Consider the following 16273-nt stretch of genomic DNA (forward strand, 5'->3'; position numbering starts at 1 on the left):
GCCGCGCAGAAGCTGGAAGCCATGCGCGAGCTCACCGTCCGCAGCGCCACCGTCCACCTCGCCATGCCCGAGGCCCGCCGTTCAGTCGGACGATCCAGCCCAGGCACCTGACCCGGATTCCTCACTGTCACGCCATCAACTTGCCTGGAATCCCGTTTCGACGTCAGATCAACTTGACGTCAGATCAACTTGACGCAATGCTGGGGTCATGTCCACTCCCGACGACCTTGAGGGCCGGTTCACGCTGCTGACCGCCGTCGCACGCTATGACGAACTGCGTGCCCGTGATGCTCTCGCATCAGCGGTTGATGACGACGACCCCCAGCTCACACCCCCTGATCCCAGCACAGCGCCCCTGACGCGTGATGAGGCGTTGGAACTCCTTGCGCTGGGCGAGGTGATCGCACGGAAGGCCGGCTATGGACGTCAACTCTCCGTGCGGTCCGCCCGGAGAGTCGGCGCTTCGTGGTCGCAGATCGGTGCGGCCCTGGGGACCAGCAAGCAAGCCGCGTGGGAGACGCACGGCCGGTGGATCGACGACCAAGCCGAGCAGCACCGGCGCAATGGCTACGAGGGCTTGGACAAGAACGATGCGGCGGCCGCACGCGCAGTCGCCGGCGAACCCGAAAGTGAGGAAACAGAATGAGCGAGCGTGGCGAGACCACCATCCGCCCTTTCACCCTCGACATCTCGCAAGCGGATCTGGACGACTTGGCCGGCCGCCTGGCCGCGACCCGGTGGCCGGACGAGATAGCCGGTGCCGGCTGGTCCCGCGGAGTGCCGCTGGCCTACCTCAAAGAGCTGGCCGAGTACTGGCGCACTGTCTACGACTGGCGGGAACATGAGGCAAACCTCAACCGGATCCCCCAGTTCACGACCACGATCGAAAACACCAATGTCCACTTCCTACACATCCGCTCCGCCGAACCCGATGCGCTACCGCTGCTGATCACCCACGGATGGCCCGGATCCATCATCGAGTTCCTCGACATCATCGGGCCGCTGACCGACCCCCGCACTCACGGGGGCGACCCCGCCGACGCCTTTCACCTGGTGATCCCCTCCATCCCTGGCTACGGGTTGTCCGGGCCGACCCGCGAAGGCGGCTGGGATGTGCGCCGCGTCGCCGGGGCCTGGGCCGAGCTGATGCGACGCCTGGGCTACCACCGCTACGGCGCGCAAGGCGGCGACTGGGGACACGCGATCACCCGGGAACTCGGCGTCATCGATACCGGCCACGTCATCGGAATTCACCTCAACACCCTGCTGACGCTGCCTCCCAGCGACCCGGCCGAGGCAGCCGAGCTCACCGAGGACGACAAAGCACGGCTTGAACGGATGATCAGCGCGGAACCCGAGATGTCGGGCTACGCAAAGATCCAAGGCACCCGGCCGCAGACACTGGCCTACGCACTCACCGACTCCCCGGTCGGACAGCTCGCCTGGATCGTCGAGAAGTTCAAAGAGTGGACCGACTCCACCAACGTGCCCGAAGACGCGGTTTCCCGCGACCGGCTCCTGACCAACGTGATGCTCTACTGGCTCACCGCGACCGCAGGCTCATCAGCCCGCCACTACTGGGAAGCCTTCCATCCCTCCCACCCCCCGCGCACCGAGCCATCGGCAACGCCCACCGGAGTGGCGGTCTTCGCCGCCGACCTGGCCAGCCCCGTCCGGCGGCTCGCCGAACGAGACAACAACATCGTCCACTGGTCCGAATTCGACCGAGGCGGCCACTTCGCCGCCATGGAAAAACCGGATCTGTTCACCCACGACGTCCGCGCGTTCTTCCGCCGACTTCGCTGATGGACCTCCGGCCGGGCACGGCCTCAGGCGACGACGCTTCCGCAACGATATCGGCTCAAATTCGGCTGACGGGAAAGCCGGCGGTGCGCATGCGCGACACGTCCGAAGCCATGGCGACACAAGATTTTCCCAGTCAAGGTGGCCTTTCCGGCGCCTTTCATCCGAACCCGGCCGATCGACGGCCTTGGCGAGTGCTTCGAGGGTCAACGGCCTCCGAACTCATCCACGTCGCCGAGGCCGAGCACGGCCCCATCACCGACGACGAGGTCCAAGCACTGCGCGACCAACTCCACCAGGTCCGGCGGGGACAGGCCGACGGTGGGACGGCCACGTGACCCGTTCTCCCGCTGTTCCCGGCGGCACCCTCGTCCTCGACAGCGAGGGACTGGCCAAGGCCGTCCTGCGCGACCGTGATGACCGGCTACGGCGCCACGCCGGCCACGACCGGGATCGACCGGTCTGCGGCCTCCCGGGGCTCCCGGCCCAGTTGCCTGACCGGCTTGATCGCCAGCAGTGCCGCCACCACGCCGACCGTCACCAGAGCCGACCCCAGCATGAAGGTGCGCGGTTCGACCAGCGCGGTGACCGGACCGGCCAGCGCCTGCCCGGCCGCCATGCCCGCGACCGACCCGGCCACCTGGTAGGCGTTGACCCGGTTCACCACGTCCGGCGCCACCTGCGTCTGCACGCTGGTCGACCACATCACCGACCAGAACGCCAACGCGCACCCCCCGAGCAGGTGCCCGCCCATCAGCAGCGGCAGCGGCAGCCCGAGCGCGACCGTCAGCGGCACCGCCGCGTACCCGCTCAACGCCACCGCCCCGGCCGCCAGCGGCCTGCGCGGCCTGAGCCTGATCGCCACCAGCCCGCCCAGCACGGTGCCGAGGCCGAGCGCCATCATCACCCAGCCGTATTCGGCCCCGATGACCTGTGACGACAGCGGTACGTACGGCCCGATCACCAGGACTCCCCAGAACACCCAGACCAGGATGACCGACCACATCCAGTTCATGGCCGTGAACTCCTCCCAGCCCCTGCGCAGGTCGCTCAGCACGTCGGAGGGCTCCGTCCTGGGGACGGCGACCCGGAGCAGCAGTAAGCACACCCCGCTGACCAGGAACGTCGCGGCGTCCACCGTGTAGACGACGACCGGCCCGGCGGCGGAGATGAGGACTCCGGCCAGTGCGGGACCCGCGAGATGGGTGACCGCCTCGGCGATCTTCAGTGTCGCGTTGGCCCGCTGCGGATCTCCGGCGACCAGGGGAACCATGCCGTTGACGCCCGGTTCGAACATCCCGGCGGCCATGCCTGACACGAACGCCGTCACCAGCAGCAGGGGGTACGGCGGGGCGCCGTCCAGGAAGGCGATGGCCACGACCCCCTGGGTGACGACCCTGACCGCGTCCGCGCCGATCATCAAACGCCGGGCGCCGATCCGGTCGGCGACGACCCCGCCGAACAACATGACCAGCACGGCAGACGCGGTCCAGAGTGCCAGCACGTAGCCGACGCCCGCGATCCCGTAGATCCTCCCGATGGCCAGCGCCGAGGCGACGGGCATCATCGCGTCACCGAGCAGCGAGATCGTGCGGGCTCCGAAGTAGAGGGTGAAGCTCCTTGTCCACATGAGCCCTGATTCTTTATTTTTCCAGATCACAGCACCGGTGTCTCAAATGACATCATTGAGTATATTTACGCCATGCCTCTGGACTGCCCGGAAACGCCCCCGACGCCTCCCAGCCCGCATCGCGTGGTCGCTGTGGTCGCCCCGAACCAGGAGCTCTACCCGGTCACCTCCGCCTCGGCCGTCTTCGGCTACCACGGCCCCGACATCACCCAGCACTACAGCTTCAGCCTGTGCGCCGAACACCCCGGCTCCCTCCCCACCACCCTCGGCACCCCCATCCAGGTGGACAGCGGCCTCGAAGCCCTCGACGACGCCGACACCGTGGTGATCGCAAGCTGGGTCCTCACCCCCTCGCCCGCCGTATTGCACGCGGTCTCCCACGCCCACGCCCGAGGCGCCCGCATCGTCGCCGTCTGCGCCGGAATCTTCGTTCCCGCAGCCCTCGGCCTCCTGGACGGACGCCGCGCCTCCGTCCACTGGGAACTCTCCGGCGAACTCGCCGCCCGCCACCCCCGCGTCATCCCCGACGACACCGTCATCTACGTCGATCACGGCGACGTCGCCACCGCCGGAGCCTCGGCCGCCACCCTCGACCTCTGCCTTCACCAGGTCCTCCAGGAGCACGGCGCGGCGCACGCCATGCGCATCGGCCGCCAGCTCGCCGCCGGCCCGTACCGCGAGGGCTGCCAGCGCCAGTACCCTCCCCTCCCCACCACCGGCCCCATGCCGGACTCCCTGGCCCCCCTGCTCGAATGGCTCCTGTCGCGCCTGCCCGACCAGATCGCCGTCGAGGACATGGCCGCCTACTCGGGCGTCTCCTCCCGCACCCTGACCCGCCAGTTCACCGACCAGCTCGGCGTCCCGCCCGCCCGCTGGCTGCTGGAGCGCCGCCTGGCCGCCGCCCGCGCCCTGCTGGAGGAGACCGACCTGCCCGTCGAGACCATCGCCGCCCGCGTCGGCCTCTCCTCAGCGGTCAACCTCCGCCGCCGCTTCCACACCGCCCTGCGCACTACCCCGGCCGCCTATCGCCGCTCCTTCCGCTGAGGGTCCCGCGCGGCTCCGCCGCGTTCCGCTCCTCCACCGGCCGGATTCTCCGCCGGGCGCACCACCAGGTCCTGGATCTCCCCGCTCGTCCGGGACCGACCGGATCGGCCCGGAGGCCGACCAGCCGACGCCTTCAGCCCGCGGATTCGTCCGCCTGAGGGACGGCATCCGGCCCCTCGACGGTGAGCCGGTCCTCACCAAGACCGCCACGCTCGGCGTGGACGAGATCGCCGCCGTACTCGGCACCATGTCAGGACCTACGCCCGCACTTGGATCGCTTCTGCGCATGACGACAAGCAGGCAAGGGACATCGCCGAGACGGACCGCAACGACAACCCTCGGATGAGAACTTTCTCTACGTGAGCTCTTTTCAACCTGACGGTCCTGGCCACGACGGGTTTACGCAGAGCGGTGGCGGATGAGAGGAGGCTCCCGGGCGAGCCTGTCCCGGTCGTCGTCGCGCAGGGCGCCGGAGCGCAGCGCGTGACCGACGACGTGAGCTTCGGCCGAGGTGAGACGGGTGATCAGGTGACGGCGGGAGGACTCGTAGCTGACCAGCAGGGTGGGGGTGGTGCGGGCGAAGGCGGCGCCTCAGCAGAAGGCCAGCAGCAGGGTCGTGCTTCCCACACCGGGGCGAGAGGCCACGGCGGTCAGGGTGCCGCCGGCGGGCAGGTCAATGAGAACGGCGTCGAGATCGGTGATGCCGGTGAGGATGCGGCCGGGGGGCGGGCCGGGAAGGTCTCCGGTGCCGGAGTGATCCGTGAGGCCGAGGTGCTCCAGGAGGCCAAGGAACTCCTCGCGGGCCGGGGCGGGGGCGGGGGCGTAGGCCATGGCGGCCATTCTGCCAGCCGAAGACCAATGCAGCGAGGTCGCCGGACCACGGAGCAAAGCGGTCGCTTTTTCCTGAAACCGCAGGTCAGGCAGCGGGCCTGGGAAGTGGAATTTCGGCGGCGGACCGGCGCGCGGCACGTGGCACCTGCGACCTACCGTGCGGCCGTCGACATCGCCTAAAACGCCTTCTGAAGCGACGCGGCGTGGGAGGGCAGTGATGGGGCACAGAGCGCTTAAGCCAGCTACATGTATGAACTCATTGACCGACATGCCTGTCACTAAGGTCTTTTGTCCGGGAGGGCTGGCACCGTTTACACCAGCAGCAGGCAGGTGACGATCGGCAGATCACCGCGAGGCGGAGGTGGTGCTGCTAGCACTTCTTGACCTGGTCTCGTAGCGAGCGCGAGCCCGCTTGGCCTCTGTATCGGCGAGTCGTTGAGCGTGTTCTTCAACCGCCCGAAAATACTCATCCTCGCCGATTTCGTCAGATACAACGCGTTCGGCAGACTGGACCATGTCATCTTCTAAGGCTAAATCGCGCGGCTTTTGCTCTTGATCTTTGTCAGTCATTAAGCGATCCCTTCCAGGTGATGACTTACCTGTTGTTACGACAGTCTCACACATCGTTGCCATGCGCCAGGGCTGCAGCCAGCAAGCCGGCCAAGAGACGCAGAGCCTCTGCGTCCGAACGTCCGAAAGCTCCAACTTCGTGTGATACCAAAACAAGGAGACCCTGCCTCAGCGCGCTGGCCCCGTCACCCAGCCCGACTGTTGCCACCACGCAGCTACGGTAGGTAGCGTTAACCTCGAACGCGCCTAAAAATCTGTGGAACTTGTTGATGTCTTCTGAGTACTGAAACCGTAGCGGGTGGCTTAGCTCATTGAGCGCGAATTGGACCAACTCTACGTCTTGAGGTCCACTGTCGCCGATCACCTTTCGTGGTGCATTTAGTCCCGCCTCGTCCCATGTGTTTTGGGCAAGGTGAAGTCTTCTGTCGCCGTTCAGCAGGTAGAACGCGGCATGCACGGTGTCGCGATCCTCTACCTGTCCGCACAGCTTACGCGCCGTACCCAAGATCTTTAGCGTGAGATTCGTGATGGCGCTTCGTGAATCGTCCGGTCTTTTTCTGCAGGCATGTCCCAGAGCCAAGATCACCGGAAGAGGCCCGCCTGCGAGCATCTTCGCCATCCTCGATGCGACCCCTTGGTACCCCTTAGAATCTTTTCTGTATCTATCTGATTCTTTTCGACTCTGTTCGAGTTCTTTTTTATACTCTTCCGCAAGGGAGTGATTAAGCCGGTTTGCTATTGCTACAAGCGCCGCACAGATCGTCGTGGCGGCAATGAGGGCCCATCGAACCGGGCCAGAATTTATTCCAGTCAGCGCCCCACATAGAGAGACGGCTACCGCTAATAACACCACCGTTGGGGAAGTCAGCAGAACTCGCCGAAAAAAACTTCTGACCGATATAACCCATTTAGGCAACTTCATCCTCCCTTTGCACAAGATTTGCCGCACTCTGAAGCAACAGTACTGTGTCGGTAGCGAACCGCTACTCCCTCTCTATGGTGAGATAAAAATGTTACGGGTTCATTTAACGCAAAACATGCGAAAAAGACATATTGTCAATTAGGGTACCAATGGGTTCATAAGGTAAATATCGGACCCTTAGATGGCCAGCTCAGCGGATCAACGATGCAATGCGCGACTGAGGAATTTGCCCACCCGCACGCTCAACGATGCGGAAGGGACGGGTTGTCGTTTCGGCCGGACAGGCCAATAAGACACTTGACCCTCGTATTTCCGGTCAGAGTGCAAAACAGTAGTTTCGAGGATTCGACGGATTGTGCGCCTGGGCGACGATCGACGACGCCAAGAGCCGAGGACTCGACATGAACTAGTAGGGCCTTTGGAACGGAGTCGATCGGATGAATAAGGCCATCGAGAATCTCGTATCAGATCGCCGTTACCGTAGAAGATCTGAAATATTGAGCACTCGCCCGTCGAGTGCTCACCTGTCTTTCTCGTTCCTCTCCGGTCCATGCGCCGAGTGTGAGCTACATGTCGTCTCGAGAATTAGAGATGATCTTATCGAGCGCCTACTCGGTTCTGGCTCTGGAGGTGGAGGGTTTACCGGGACGGGGCACGCCGACGTTTGGCCTGTGAGCCTGAGTCTCCGATTCATACCGGCACTCCCTGGATAAGTGAAATTATCCGGGGAGTGTGAGTATGATCTCCCCGGATAACCTCCGGGCGGGGCCTGAGCTAACGCCGGAAAAACTCCCCGGATAAGAAGGAGAGGGGTCCGGAGGATGACCGCGAGCGCCGACGGCAAGATCAACAATGGTGGCGACGCCGGAACCGGCAACCCGGTTGACAATCACGGCGGCGAGTGGGAGGGCGGCCGGGTCGACAACCACGTTGCCAACCGAGGTGGCTCCGGAGCCGGCAACGTGGTGGCGCTCCGGCCGGGTCTCGAGCCGGGATCGGTGGCGGCCGCGGCGGAGGCGGCATTGGCCGCGTTCGGTGCGCATCTCGATCGGTGCGCGCTCGCGGCCAACACGGTGACCGCCTACCGGCGCCAAGCCATCGCCTACCGCGACTGGCTGCTCACCCGGGCGGCCGAGCACGCGGATGCGTTCGTCGACCTGGTCGGCGCCGAGGCCGCCGTCACCGCCTGGCGCCGCCACCTCCTCGCCGCGGGCGCCTCGCCGGCGACGGTGAACCAGGCCTTGGCTGCGGTGACGTTGTTGTATGAACACGGACCTAGCTTGCGCCTGGCCGTCAAACGCGCCCGCGTGCCCAAGCCTGGAGCTCCGGATGCGTTGTCGCGGGCGCAGGAGAACGCGGTCCGCCGCGCCGCCGACCGCCGCGGCCCCCGCGACGCCGCCCTCATCGCCCTCCTGCTCGGCGCCGGCGCCCGCGCCGAGGAATGCCAACGCCTGCGCACCGGCGACATCCCCTTCACCGCCCGCAGCGGCACCGCCCGCCTGCACGGCAAAGGCGACGAAGTCCGCACCGTCCCCCTACCGGTCCCGGCCCGCGAACGGCTGACCGCCTGGCTGCAGGCGCGCGCCGAACTGCTGGCCGCGCGGCCCAACCTGGCGGAGCAGGTCGGGGACGGGCTGTGGGTCGGTCAGGACGGTTGTCGGTCGACGGCGTCACCGACGTGGTCCGCGCCGTCGGCAAGGACGCGGGCCTGCCGGCCCTGCGCCCGCACCGGCTGCGCCACACCTACGCCACCCGGCTGCGCGAAGCCGGCGCCGATCACGCCCAGATCCAAGCCCTCTTCGGCCACACCTCCATCGAAACCACCGCCCGCTACTTCCGTGCCTCCCCCACCGAAATCGCCGATCTCGTCGACCGCGCCCTCGACTACTGATACTTCATCCCGCAGGTAAGGGAAGTACTGATGAGCAACGCGCTCTGGGGAGTGTGGAGGGCGCTGACCTCCACGTTGTGAGGTACTGACCGATCCGCCGGTGACCGCCGCCGACATCGGAGACCTCATCGAGCGTGGCCTGACCAGCGTGGTGGGCGGCTCCAAGGGCTGGGACCTCTACGGCTGGGGGCCTCCCGTACTTCACCACAGGTCGCTAAGCGACCTAAGGTACTCTCGGGCATTCTCTAAATCTTTATCTGTCTATCTTGTCGTTCCACCCAGAGCTGGTGAGGTTGCTGTAGGAGCAACCCGCGCAGTAGAAGGAGCGCTCGTCCAGGAGAGGCCGGAAGTTGGTGGCTGTCATGCCGTTCTGAATCCGGTTCACAAACACGCTGGTTGTTTTGTCGCGGAAATCCCAATCCTTCAGCTCCTTGGTACCTGCCGCCGACCACTACAGTCGCCTACCGGTGAAGTTCTCGTCCTGCCACAGGCACACCCACCTGCTGGGACAGTCGGGTCTGCCTAGGGTGCCCACCTCGCTCGCGGGCTGGGTGGCCAGATCCGCTTCCGTGGCGGTGTCATAGCAGCGAACGTCGCCGACGGCGAACTCGGCGCACGCCTGGGCCCCCTGCCATCCCTTGCCAAGGTCGATCTTCTTACCCTTGTACGTTGCGATGATCCTAGTTTCGGAGTTCCCTGTAGGCGCAGTGGTGACCGGGCCGAGCGCTCCAGCCGGGATCCCGCCGACTAGGAGCAGGGCGCCTAAGACGGGCTTGACAGCGAACATGCGATCCCCTCACGTCAGAGGATCATCTCGCCACCGACCGGCAGGGCGGCGTAAAAGCGGTATTCACAGCGAACACTGCTCCTGCGCCGCGTCCTAATGATTCGAGTTGAATCGAATCCGGACGTTTTGAGTGATACACCTGGGTGTCGGCTGTCGTCCTGCAGATACGATTCGACCTCATCTCCGGGGCGTTCTGGCTCTTGTACAAGTTCGCCGCCCGGACAAGAAGTCCTCGCCCTGGACACCGAGGAATTCCCCCTGCCCAACCGGTGCGCCAAGGTACGGCGGCAGGGCGGCACGGTCGACATCATCGTCTGGCGCACCGCCACCGCCCGCCTGCTGGACGGGCGCCGTACCGGGCCGGTGTTCCTCGCCGACTGCCACGTCCGTGTCGAGTTGCCACCTTGCGACCTCGACCGGCTCTCCGGCCGGGCCCGACTGTCTTACCGCCGCGCCGCCGAGCTGTTCGACAACGCCACAGCTGGCTTGCCGAACGGGCCGCGGACCCTGCATCAGCTGGACCCTGCATCAGCTGCGCCACTCTGCCTTGACGCACGCCGCCGAGGACGGCGTCAACACCTCCACGCTGTCCGCCTACTCCGGGCACACCTCGGTCGCCTCCCTTGCCCGCTACGCCTGCCTCTCCTTCGAAGCCCTCGCCCGCCAGCAGGCCGGACGCGACCCGCCGCCGCTGACTGGCAACCAGGCAACTTGTGAAAAACGCGCTCGCGCTTCCCGTGAGTTGCCGGCCGAGCGGATGAACCGGACGTCCTCACCCCACCATGGGCCTCTCATAATGGGAGCCCCTGACGTCGATCCTTCATCCCCTCCCGGCACGCTCGATAGCCCACCACGTCGGTGAGGGCCGCGTCGACGCCGAGCTCGCGGGCCGCGGTTGCGTAGGCGCGGGCGGCGTCGGCCGGGCGGGCGGTGCAGTGCGGCGGGCTCAGCCGGTCAGACGCCGGAGCTTGAGGGTGTTGTCCGTACGGACGTGCGGTCGCCCGTCGGGGCCGATCTGGGTGCGCGGGTGCTCCTCGCTGACCAGCACCTCCCACTCGCCGCCGGGCAGTTCGAGGGAGTCGAGCACCTCCCGCGGGGTGGGGAGCGACCGGTGCGGGCCGGACTCCTCCCACGGCGGGGGCCCGGCGTGCCCGACGATCAGAAGCACCCCGCCCGGCGCGACCGCCGAGGCCGCGGCCCGCAGGATCCGCTCCCTGGGCATGTCCCCGGGAGAGTGCAGGAACTGCGCGGAGACGAGGTCGAAGGTCCCTTCGGGGAAGGACGCCGCCAGGTCGTGTCGTCGCCAGTCGATGCGACCGGCGACGTCCCCGGCGGTGGCGGCCGCGTGCCGGGCCGCGCGCTCCAGGGCGACCCCGGAGATGTCGACGGCGGTGACACGCCAGCCCTGCCGGGCCAGCCAGATCGCGTCGCCTCCCTCGCCGCAGCCCAGGTCCAGGGCGCTGCCCGGCTCCAGGCCGGAGACCTCCCGGACCAGGGCCGCGTTCGGGTCGCCGCTCCAGATTCGCTCGCTCTCGCCGTAGCGGCCGTCCCAGAACTCCTCCTCGGAGGCGGTGCCAGTGCCGTGCGTGCCATGGGCGCCATGCGTGTCGTGCGTGTCGTGGGTCATCGGTCGTTCCCTCCTCGTGGTCCCGTGCCGGACGGGGTCATCGGTCGCCCCTGTGGGCGGCGACGGCCAGCCTGGTGTCCTCGGCGATCAGGTCGGTGTTGATCGCCACGCCGGCGCGCAGGCCCGCGGCGGCGGCCCCGATCACCATCTCGTTCAGCAGGGCGACGTTGCCAGCCACCCACACCCCCGGCACCGTGGTCGCCCCGGTCGGGTCGGAGGCGATGTAGGTGCCGATCACGTGCCCGCCCATCTCCTGGGCGGTGGCCTCCAGCCCCAGGCTCGTCAGGACACCCGCGCGGGCGGTGAAGTAGGGCGCGACCACCACGGCCCGGCAGGGGATCGTCCGCCCGTCGGCCATGCTCACCCCGGTGAGCCGGTCGTCGGTCACCTCCAGGGCCTCGGCCTTCCCCCGCACCACGGCGATGTCACGGGCGGCCAGCTGCTCGTTCTCCTCGGGGCCCGGCTCGGGCGCGGTGTGCAGCAGCAGCGTCACCTGCGAGCTCCACTGCCGCCACATCAGGGCCTGGTGCACCGCGAACGGCCCGGTGCCCAGGACGGCGATCGGCCGGTCGCGGACCTCCCAGCCGTGGCAGTACGGGCAGTGCACCACCTCCCGTCCCCACCGCTCGGCCACCCCCGCCACCTGCGGCAGCTCGTCGACCAGGCCGGTGGTCACCAGCAACCGGCGCGCCGTGACCGCGGACCCGTCCCCGAGGGCGACGCGGAACTCCCCGCTCTCCAGCCGCTCGGCCGCGACGACCTCGCCCCGCGTGATCCGGCCGCCGTAGCCGGTCACCTCCTCCCGACCCGCTGCCAGCAGCTCCAGGGGTGGTGTCCCGTCGCGTGTCAGGTAGTTGTGCGCGTGCGCGGCCGGGGCGTTGCGCGGGGCACCGGCGTCGATCACCAGCACCGAGCGCCGGGCCCGGCTCAGGGCGAGCGCCCCGCTCAGCCCGGCGGCCCCGCCGCCCACCACCACCACGTCGTAGTCCCGTCGTCCGCTCCCGGCGGTCCCGGCGTGCGTTTCCTGTTCGGTCATGAGACGTACCTCCATCCGGTGGAGATACTGCGCCTCCCTGTCGCCGTACGGCAAACCTTGTTGCCGGTTCGGCAAAAGGCCGGACGACCGTGGGCCGGCCCTGAGGGCTTCGAGTCTGCCCTCGGCGTGGGCGTGGGCGTCGGACCCCGGGAGACCGCGAAGCGGCGCAGTGGTGCGGCGACCGCGCTCTCGTCCCGGAGGCCGACGCCGAGAGCCGGAAATCGCCCGGTGTCCACGGGGTCACGCCGCCCTCCCCCACGGTGCCGCCCGAGCGACGCGGACGGATCCCTATAACCGCATATAGAGCAAATATCATTACTCTTGGCGATTTCTGCTTTCACATATGTGGTGATCGGCTACAGTCACACGCTCTTACGGAGGATCGTCAAGAGACTGGAGCATTGTGCGAAAAAGAGCCTTATGGTTCACCGCCTTGCTGGTGATGTCGACGGTTTTACCGACCTCGACGGCCGGCGCGGACGCCGAGGTGGTGGCCCCGCAGACCATCACCTGGACGCCCTGCGAGGAGGAGCCCGCCGCCGAGTGCGGCACGCTGAGCGTGCCCGTCGACTGGGCGAAGCCGGGCGGGGCGAAGGTCGGCATCGCCGTCGCGCGGCGCACGGCCACGGACCCGGCCGCGCGGATCGGCTCGCTGGTGATCAACCCCGGTGGTCCGGGCGGGTCGGGGGTGGAGGCCGTGTACGGCGCCCCCGGGTCCTACACCGAGGAACTGCAACGGCGGTTCGACATCGTCGGGTTCGACCCCCGCGGCGTGGGACGCAGCAACCCGGTGATCTGCTCGGCGTCGGTGTACAACCGGATGCCGCACACCGTCATGAGAAGCCAGGCCGACTTCGACGCCTGGGACGCGTTCACCAGGGAACTGCACGCCGACTGCCGCGCCCGTACCGGCCCGCTGTACGACCACGTCGACTCCGCCGACGTCGCCCGCGACCTGGACGCGCTGCGCGCCGCCCTGGGCGAGGAGAAGCTCACCTACTACGGCATCTCGTACGGCACGCTGATCGGCCAGATGTACGCGGAGCTGTTCCCCGGCCGCGTCCGGGCCCTCGGGCTCGACAGCAACATGGACCACAGCCTCGGCGTCGCGGGTTTCCTGGCCACCGAGGCGATCGCCATCGAGGACGCGTTCGACCAGTTCGTCGGCTGGTGCGAGCAGGACACCGGCTGTGTCCTGCACGGACGCGACATCCGCGCGATCTGGAAGGACCTGCGGGAGAAGGCGCGGCGCGGTGAGCTGACGTACCCGGGCACGGACCGGACGATGACCGAGCTGCAGGTCATCTACAACGCCGCGCTGGGCACCGAGGGGCCGGCCTGGCGGCTGCTGGCCGAGCTGATCCACTGGCTGAACGGCGGGCCGACACCGGAGTGGACTCCCCCGCTGCCCGGACGGCAGCCCGTGGAGGGCGACGTCGCGCACCTGCCGACCCTGGTCCTGTGCCAGGACTACAACCTGCGGCTGCGGAACTACCGGGAGTACGCGGCGCTCATGCGCGTCTCCAACCACCTCGCGCCCGACACGCGGTACCACCCGTACCCGATCGACGACCTGCCGATCTGCATGAACCACCCGACCACCAACCCGCCGCACGCGCTGCGGTACACGGGTGACGCCCCGCTGCTGCTCGGGAACTCCCTGCACGACCCGGCCACCCCGTGGATGTGGTCCGCCAACGCGGCCCGCCAGCTCGGGCCCAAGGCGGTGCTGCTCACGTACGAGGGCTGGGGGCACCGCATCTACGGCAAGGACAAGTGCCAGACGGACATCTTCGACGAGTACCTGATCTCGCTGAAGGTGCCGCCGCACGGCACGCGCTGCGCCGTGGGCACCGGCGAGGAGAGAACGCTCAGGCAGCAGGCGCCGTCGCGGACGTGGCCGACCGGCCCGGACCACTGGGCGGCCGGCCCGGTCGCGTCCTCCCCCGCCCGCTGACCCCGGTGGGCGTCCCCCCGGGCGGCTCGTCCGGGTGAGATCCGCACCGGGTGGGTGCCGCCGGGCCACGGTCCCGTGGTCCGGCGGCACCCGCACCCGTGCACGCGGGTCACCGGCACGCGCCGCCGTACGGGCACGGGCCCGCGCCGTCCGGGTCCCCCGGGTCAGCGGTGGTCGTTCTCCTTCAGCTCGACGACCCAGGCGCGGCGCTCGGCGATCCTGCCGTCGCGCATGACGAACACCTCCGCCATGGACAGGCGCACCTCGCCGCCCGCGACCCGCTTCACCGTCCCGTTGATCTCCGCCATGACGACGTCGTCCTGCTCGACCATGCGCACGACCTCCAGACCCCGCCGGCCCGGACCGCGGTTTCCGCCCCGGCGGGCGTGATCGCCGATCGGACGTCGCGACTTCGGGAGTCGTCCGGTTCCGGGACGCGTTCCGGTCTTCCCCGGTGACGTCCTCACGCGGCCGGGCCGTCGCGGAGCACGCCACGGACGGTGTCGAGCCGTACGCCCGGTTCGAACTCCGGCAGCCACCAGGTCGCGCCGGCCCTCGCGTAGGGCCCGGGATCGGCACCGGCCGGCAGGCCGACGGCGATGTCGTACGAGCCCATCTCGCCGTGGCGCAGTTCGGTGAGGACGCCGACCACCTCGGCGAGCCGATCGGGGTGGTCGAGATTGGCCGGGAAGAAGCCGTCGAGCCGGGCGGCCCGGCGGACCGGCCTGACGTTGCCCGGGAACCCGGCGGCCCACACCGGCACGCCGGGCCGCTGAACCGGCCGCGGGAGGAACGCGATGTCGTCGGCGGTGTAGTGCTCGCCGCGATGGCGTACCGGCTCGCCGGACCAGGCCGCGGCCAGGATCGCCAGGGACTCGTCGAGCATCCGCCCGCGCCGCCGGTCGTCGAGCTGCTCGCCGGTCCTGGACAGCTCGCCGCCGAACCGGTCGCTGCCGAGGCCGACACCCAGGATGAGGCGGCCCTCGCTGAGCCGGTCCAGCGTCGCGGTCTCCCGCGCGACCTTGGCCGGCCGCCTCCGGGGAAGCGGCGACACCATCGGGCCGATCCGCAGCCGCTCGGTCGCGGACGCGACCGCCGCCAGCGTGATCCACGGGTCGGCGACCGGCCGGGCCGGTCCCCGCCAGTACATCTGGTCCCACACGAAGCAGCCGTCCCACCCGGCCTCCTCCGCGTCGGCGGCGAGGCGCGCGACCGTCCGCGGATCGGCGAGGTCGTCGAAGAGCGGCAGCCACAGTGCCGACCGCAGCCGGTTCACGAGCGGTCCTTCCCGGTGTGCCGTACCAGGGCCGGCACGAAGGCGTCCCACACCCCGGCGGGCAGGTCGTGCCCGGCCCCCTCCAGGACCAGCAGCTCCGCGCCGGGGATCGCGTCGCGCAACGCCCGGCCGTGCGGCAGCGGCAGGACCGGGTCGCGGTCGCCGTGGACCACGAGCGTCGGCACCGCGATGTCGCCGAACCCGCCTCGGGCCGGACCGTCGAACCCGACGGCGTAGTGGTTGACCAGGGTCGAGCGGTAGTCCCTGGCGCGCGCCACGTCCCGTTCGGCCAGCGACCGCGTCGCGGCCCGGTCGAAGTACGGCGAGTCACCGGCGTACGCCCTCGCGCCGGCGACCACGCTCTCGACGACCGCGGCCGCGTCGGAGGGGTCCGGTTCGGGCGGCACGGCCAGGTCGTCCGACGGCGGTGGCAGGTCGCTGGCCCCGGTCGAGCTGGAGACGAACGTCAGCGACGCGACCCGGCCCGGATGGTCCACGCCGAGGATGAGCCCGATCCCGCCGAACATCGACTGGCAGACCAGATGGGCGCGCTCGACGCCCAGGGCGTCCTGGATGCCGAGCACGTCCAGGGCCAGGTCGGTGAACGAGTACGCCGGCCGTCGCGGCGGGTAGCAGGTCGACCGGCCGGTGTCCCGATGGTCGTACCGGATCACGAACCTGCCGTGGGCGGCGATCCGTTCGCACAGGCCGGCGTCCCACCACAGCATCGAGGCTCCCGCCCCGGCCACCAGCACGATCGCCGAGGTGGCGCGGTCGCCGAAGGTCTCGACGCAGAGCTCGACCCCGCCGACCGGGAGGAGCCGCTCGCCATGAGATCGGTGAGTCGTCATGTCCGGCACGCTAGGGTCCGCGGCTACATCGTGAAAAGCGATGATTTC

Annotated in this window: 17 protein-coding genes and 1 pseudogene; 8 read left to right on the plus strand and 10 right to left on the minus strand. The window is 68.6% G+C overall.

Features of this window, described 5'->3' with window-relative positions:
• The first annotated feature begins 208 nt into the window (after positions 1–208).
• The 3 genes from ABD832_RS01205 (at position 209) to ABD832_RS01215 (ending at position 2141) form a co-directional block, all read left to right on the plus strand.
• Complete coding sequence (locus ABD832_RS01205) at positions 209–646, plus strand: hypothetical protein (RefSeq protein WP_344887037.1); 438 nt, start codon at positions 209–211, stop codon at positions 644–646.
• Positions 643–1806 carry an epoxide hydrolase family protein gene (locus ABD832_RS01210; protein WP_344887039.1) on the plus strand — a complete coding sequence of 388 codons (1164 nt, stop codon included), beginning with the start codon at positions 643–645 and terminating at the stop codon, positions 1804–1806. The genes ABD832_RS01205 and ABD832_RS01210 overlap by 4 nt, the downstream gene beginning before the upstream one ends.
• Before the next feature lie 191 nt (positions 1807–1997).
• A complete protein-coding gene (locus ABD832_RS01215; RefSeq protein ID WP_344887041.1) occupies positions 1998–2141 on the plus strand; it encodes a hypothetical protein in 144 nt (47 codons plus the stop codon).
• Positions 2142–2227: 86 nt separating this feature from the next.
• Here the strand turns inward: ABD832_RS01215 and ABD832_RS01220 are convergent, their stop codons facing one another.
• Positions 2228–3433, minus strand: a complete 1206-nt coding sequence (locus tag ABD832_RS01220) for an MFS transporter (protein WP_344887043.1) — start codon at positions 3431–3433, stop codon at positions 2228–2230.
• Between the two features lie 123 nt (positions 3434–3556).
• Here ABD832_RS01220 and ABD832_RS01225 point away from each other — a divergent pair, with 123 nt between their 5' ends.
• Positions 3557–4477 (plus strand): GlxA family transcriptional regulator, encoded by a 921-nt coding sequence (locus ABD832_RS01225; RefSeq protein ID WP_344887045.1) that lies wholly within the window; start codon positions 3557–3559, stop codon positions 4475–4477.
• 591 nt (positions 4478–5068) lie between these two features.
• Here the strand turns inward: ABD832_RS01225 and ABD832_RS01230 are convergent.
• The 3 genes from ABD832_RS01230 to ABD832_RS01240 all read right to left on the minus strand — a co-directional run bounded on the left by ABD832_RS01230 (position 5069) and on the right by ABD832_RS01240 (position 6497).
• Positions 5069–5308, minus strand: coding sequence for a hypothetical protein (locus ABD832_RS01230; protein WP_344887047.1), 240 nt, complete (start codon positions 5306–5308; stop codon positions 5069–5071).
• A 345-nt stretch (positions 5309–5653) separates the two neighbouring features.
• Entirely contained in the window at positions 5654–5878 is a 225-nt protein-coding gene (locus ABD832_RS01235) for a hypothetical protein (protein ID WP_344887049.1), read from the minus strand.
• Positions 5879–5924: 46 nt separating this feature from the next.
• The gene (locus ABD832_RS01240) at positions 5925–6497 is read right to left on the minus strand and encodes a hypothetical protein (RefSeq protein ID WP_344887051.1); all 573 of its coding nucleotides are present in this window, start codon (positions 6495–6497) and stop codon (positions 5925–5927) included.
• A 1124-nt stretch (positions 6498–7621) separates the two neighbouring features.
• Between ABD832_RS01240 and ABD832_RS01245 the strand changes: the two are divergent.
• Both ABD832_RS01245 and ABD832_RS41990 read left to right on the plus strand, forming a co-directional pair.
• A pseudogene (locus ABD832_RS01245) lies at positions 7622–8371 on the plus strand (hypothetical protein); the annotation flags it as partial.
• A 107-nt stretch (positions 8372–8478) separates the two neighbouring features.
• The gene (locus ABD832_RS41990; RefSeq protein WP_425582561.1) at positions 8479–8691 is read left to right on the plus strand and encodes a tyrosine-type recombinase/integrase; all 213 of its coding nucleotides are present in this window, start codon (positions 8479–8481) and stop codon (positions 8689–8691) included.
• 451 nt (positions 8692–9142) lie between these two features.
• Here ABD832_RS41990 and ABD832_RS01250 read toward each other — a convergent pair whose 3' ends face one another.
• A complete protein-coding gene (locus ABD832_RS01250; protein ID WP_344887055.1) occupies positions 9143–9478 on the minus strand; it encodes a peptidase inhibitor family I36 protein in 336 nt (111 codons plus the stop codon).
• Positions 9479–9866: 388 nt separating this feature from the next.
• On the opposite strand from ABD832_RS01250, the gene ABD832_RS41995 reads away from it, so the two are divergent.
• The gene (locus ABD832_RS41995) at positions 9867–10340 is read left to right on the plus strand and encodes a tyrosine-type recombinase/integrase (protein WP_425582559.1); all 474 of its coding nucleotides are present in this window, start codon (positions 9867–9869) and stop codon (positions 10338–10340) included.
• A gap of 84 nt (positions 10341–10424) precedes the next feature.
• On the opposite strand, the gene ABD832_RS01255 is transcribed toward ABD832_RS41995, so the two are convergent.
• Both ABD832_RS01255 and ABD832_RS01260 read right to left on the minus strand, forming a co-directional pair.
• Positions 10425–11105 (minus strand): class I SAM-dependent methyltransferase, encoded by a 681-nt coding sequence (locus tag ABD832_RS01255; RefSeq protein WP_344887057.1) that lies wholly within the window; start codon positions 11103–11105, stop codon positions 10425–10427.
• 37 nt (positions 11106–11142) lie between these two features.
• Positions 11143–12141: an NAD(P)/FAD-dependent oxidoreductase gene (locus ABD832_RS01260; RefSeq protein WP_344887059.1), complete on the minus strand. Its 999-nt coding sequence runs from the start codon at positions 12139–12141 to the stop codon at positions 11143–11145.
• Positions 12142–12583: 442 nt separating this feature from the next.
• Here ABD832_RS01260 and ABD832_RS01265 point away from each other — a divergent pair, with 442 nt between their 5' ends.
• Complete coding sequence (locus ABD832_RS01265) at positions 12584–14098, plus strand: alpha/beta fold hydrolase (protein ID WP_344887061.1); 1515 nt, start codon at positions 12584–12586, stop codon at positions 14096–14098.
• A 164-nt stretch (positions 14099–14262) separates the two neighbouring features.
• Here the strand turns inward: ABD832_RS01265 and ABD832_RS01270 are convergent, their stop codons facing one another.
• The 3 genes from ABD832_RS01270 to ABD832_RS01280 form a co-directional block, all read right to left on the minus strand.
• Positions 14263–14430, minus strand: coding sequence for a nuclear transport factor 2-like protein (locus ABD832_RS01270; protein ID WP_344887063.1), 168 nt, complete (start codon positions 14428–14430; stop codon positions 14263–14265).
• A 131-nt stretch (positions 14431–14561) separates the two neighbouring features.
• Complete coding sequence (locus tag ABD832_RS01275) at positions 14562–15374, minus strand: LLM class flavin-dependent oxidoreductase (RefSeq protein ID WP_344887065.1); 813 nt, start codon at positions 15372–15374, stop codon at positions 14562–14564.
• Positions 15371–16225: an alpha/beta fold hydrolase gene (locus ABD832_RS01280; protein WP_344887067.1), complete on the minus strand. Its 855-nt coding sequence runs from the start codon at positions 16223–16225 to the stop codon at positions 15371–15373. The genes ABD832_RS01275 and ABD832_RS01280 overlap by 4 nt, the downstream gene beginning before the upstream one ends.
• Positions 16226–16273 lie beyond the last annotated feature (48 nt).

It is taken from the genome of Streptosporangium longisporum (assembly GCF_039534895.1).
Taxonomy (GTDB): domain Bacteria; phylum Actinomycetota; class Actinomycetes; order Streptosporangiales; family Streptosporangiaceae; genus Streptosporangium; species Streptosporangium longisporum.

Excerpts from the sequence above, each read along its gene's own strand:
- ABD832_RS01205 (WP_344887037.1), top strand. The coding sequence starts at position 209 with ATGTCCACTCCCGACGACCTTGAGGGCCGGTTCACGCTGCTGACCGCC.
- ABD832_RS01210 (WP_344887039.1), top strand. The coding sequence starts at position 643 with ATGAGCGAGCGTGGCGAGACCACCATCCGCCCTTTCACCCTCGACATC.
- ABD832_RS01220 (WP_344887043.1), bottom strand. The coding sequence starts at position 3,433 with ATGTGGACAAGGAGCTTCACCCTCTACTTCGGAGCCCGCACGATCTCG.
- ABD832_RS01230 (WP_344887047.1), bottom strand. The coding sequence starts at position 5,308 with ATGGCCTACGCCCCCGCCCCCGCCCCGGCCCGCGAGGAGTTCCTTGGC.
- ABD832_RS01235 (WP_344887049.1), bottom strand. The coding sequence starts at position 5,878 with ATGACTGACAAAGATCAAGAGCAAAAGCCGCGCGATTTAGCCTTAGAA.
- ABD832_RS01240 (WP_344887051.1), bottom strand. The coding sequence starts at position 6,497 with ATGGCGAAGATGCTCGCAGGCGGGCCTCTTCCGGTGATCTTGGCTCTG.
- ABD832_RS01250 (WP_344887055.1), bottom strand. The coding sequence starts at position 9,478 with ATGTTCGCTGTCAAGCCCGTCTTAGGCGCCCTGCTCCTAGTCGGCGGG.
- ABD832_RS01255 (WP_344887057.1), bottom strand. The coding sequence starts at position 11,105 with ATGACCCACGACACGCACGACACGCATGGCGCCCATGGCACGCACGGC.
- ABD832_RS01260 (WP_344887059.1), bottom strand. The coding sequence starts at position 12,141 with ATGACCGAACAGGAAACGCACGCCGGGACCGCCGGGAGCGGACGACGG.
- ABD832_RS01265 (WP_344887061.1), top strand. The coding sequence starts at position 12,584 with ATGTCGACGGTTTTACCGACCTCGACGGCCGGCGCGGACGCCGAGGTG.
- ABD832_RS01270 (WP_344887063.1), bottom strand. The coding sequence starts at position 14,430 with ATGGTCGAGCAGGACGACGTCGTCATGGCGGAGATCAACGGGACGGTG.
- ABD832_RS01280 (WP_344887067.1), bottom strand. The coding sequence starts at position 16,225 with ATGACGACTCACCGATCTCATGGCGAGCGGCTCCTCCCGGTCGGCGGG.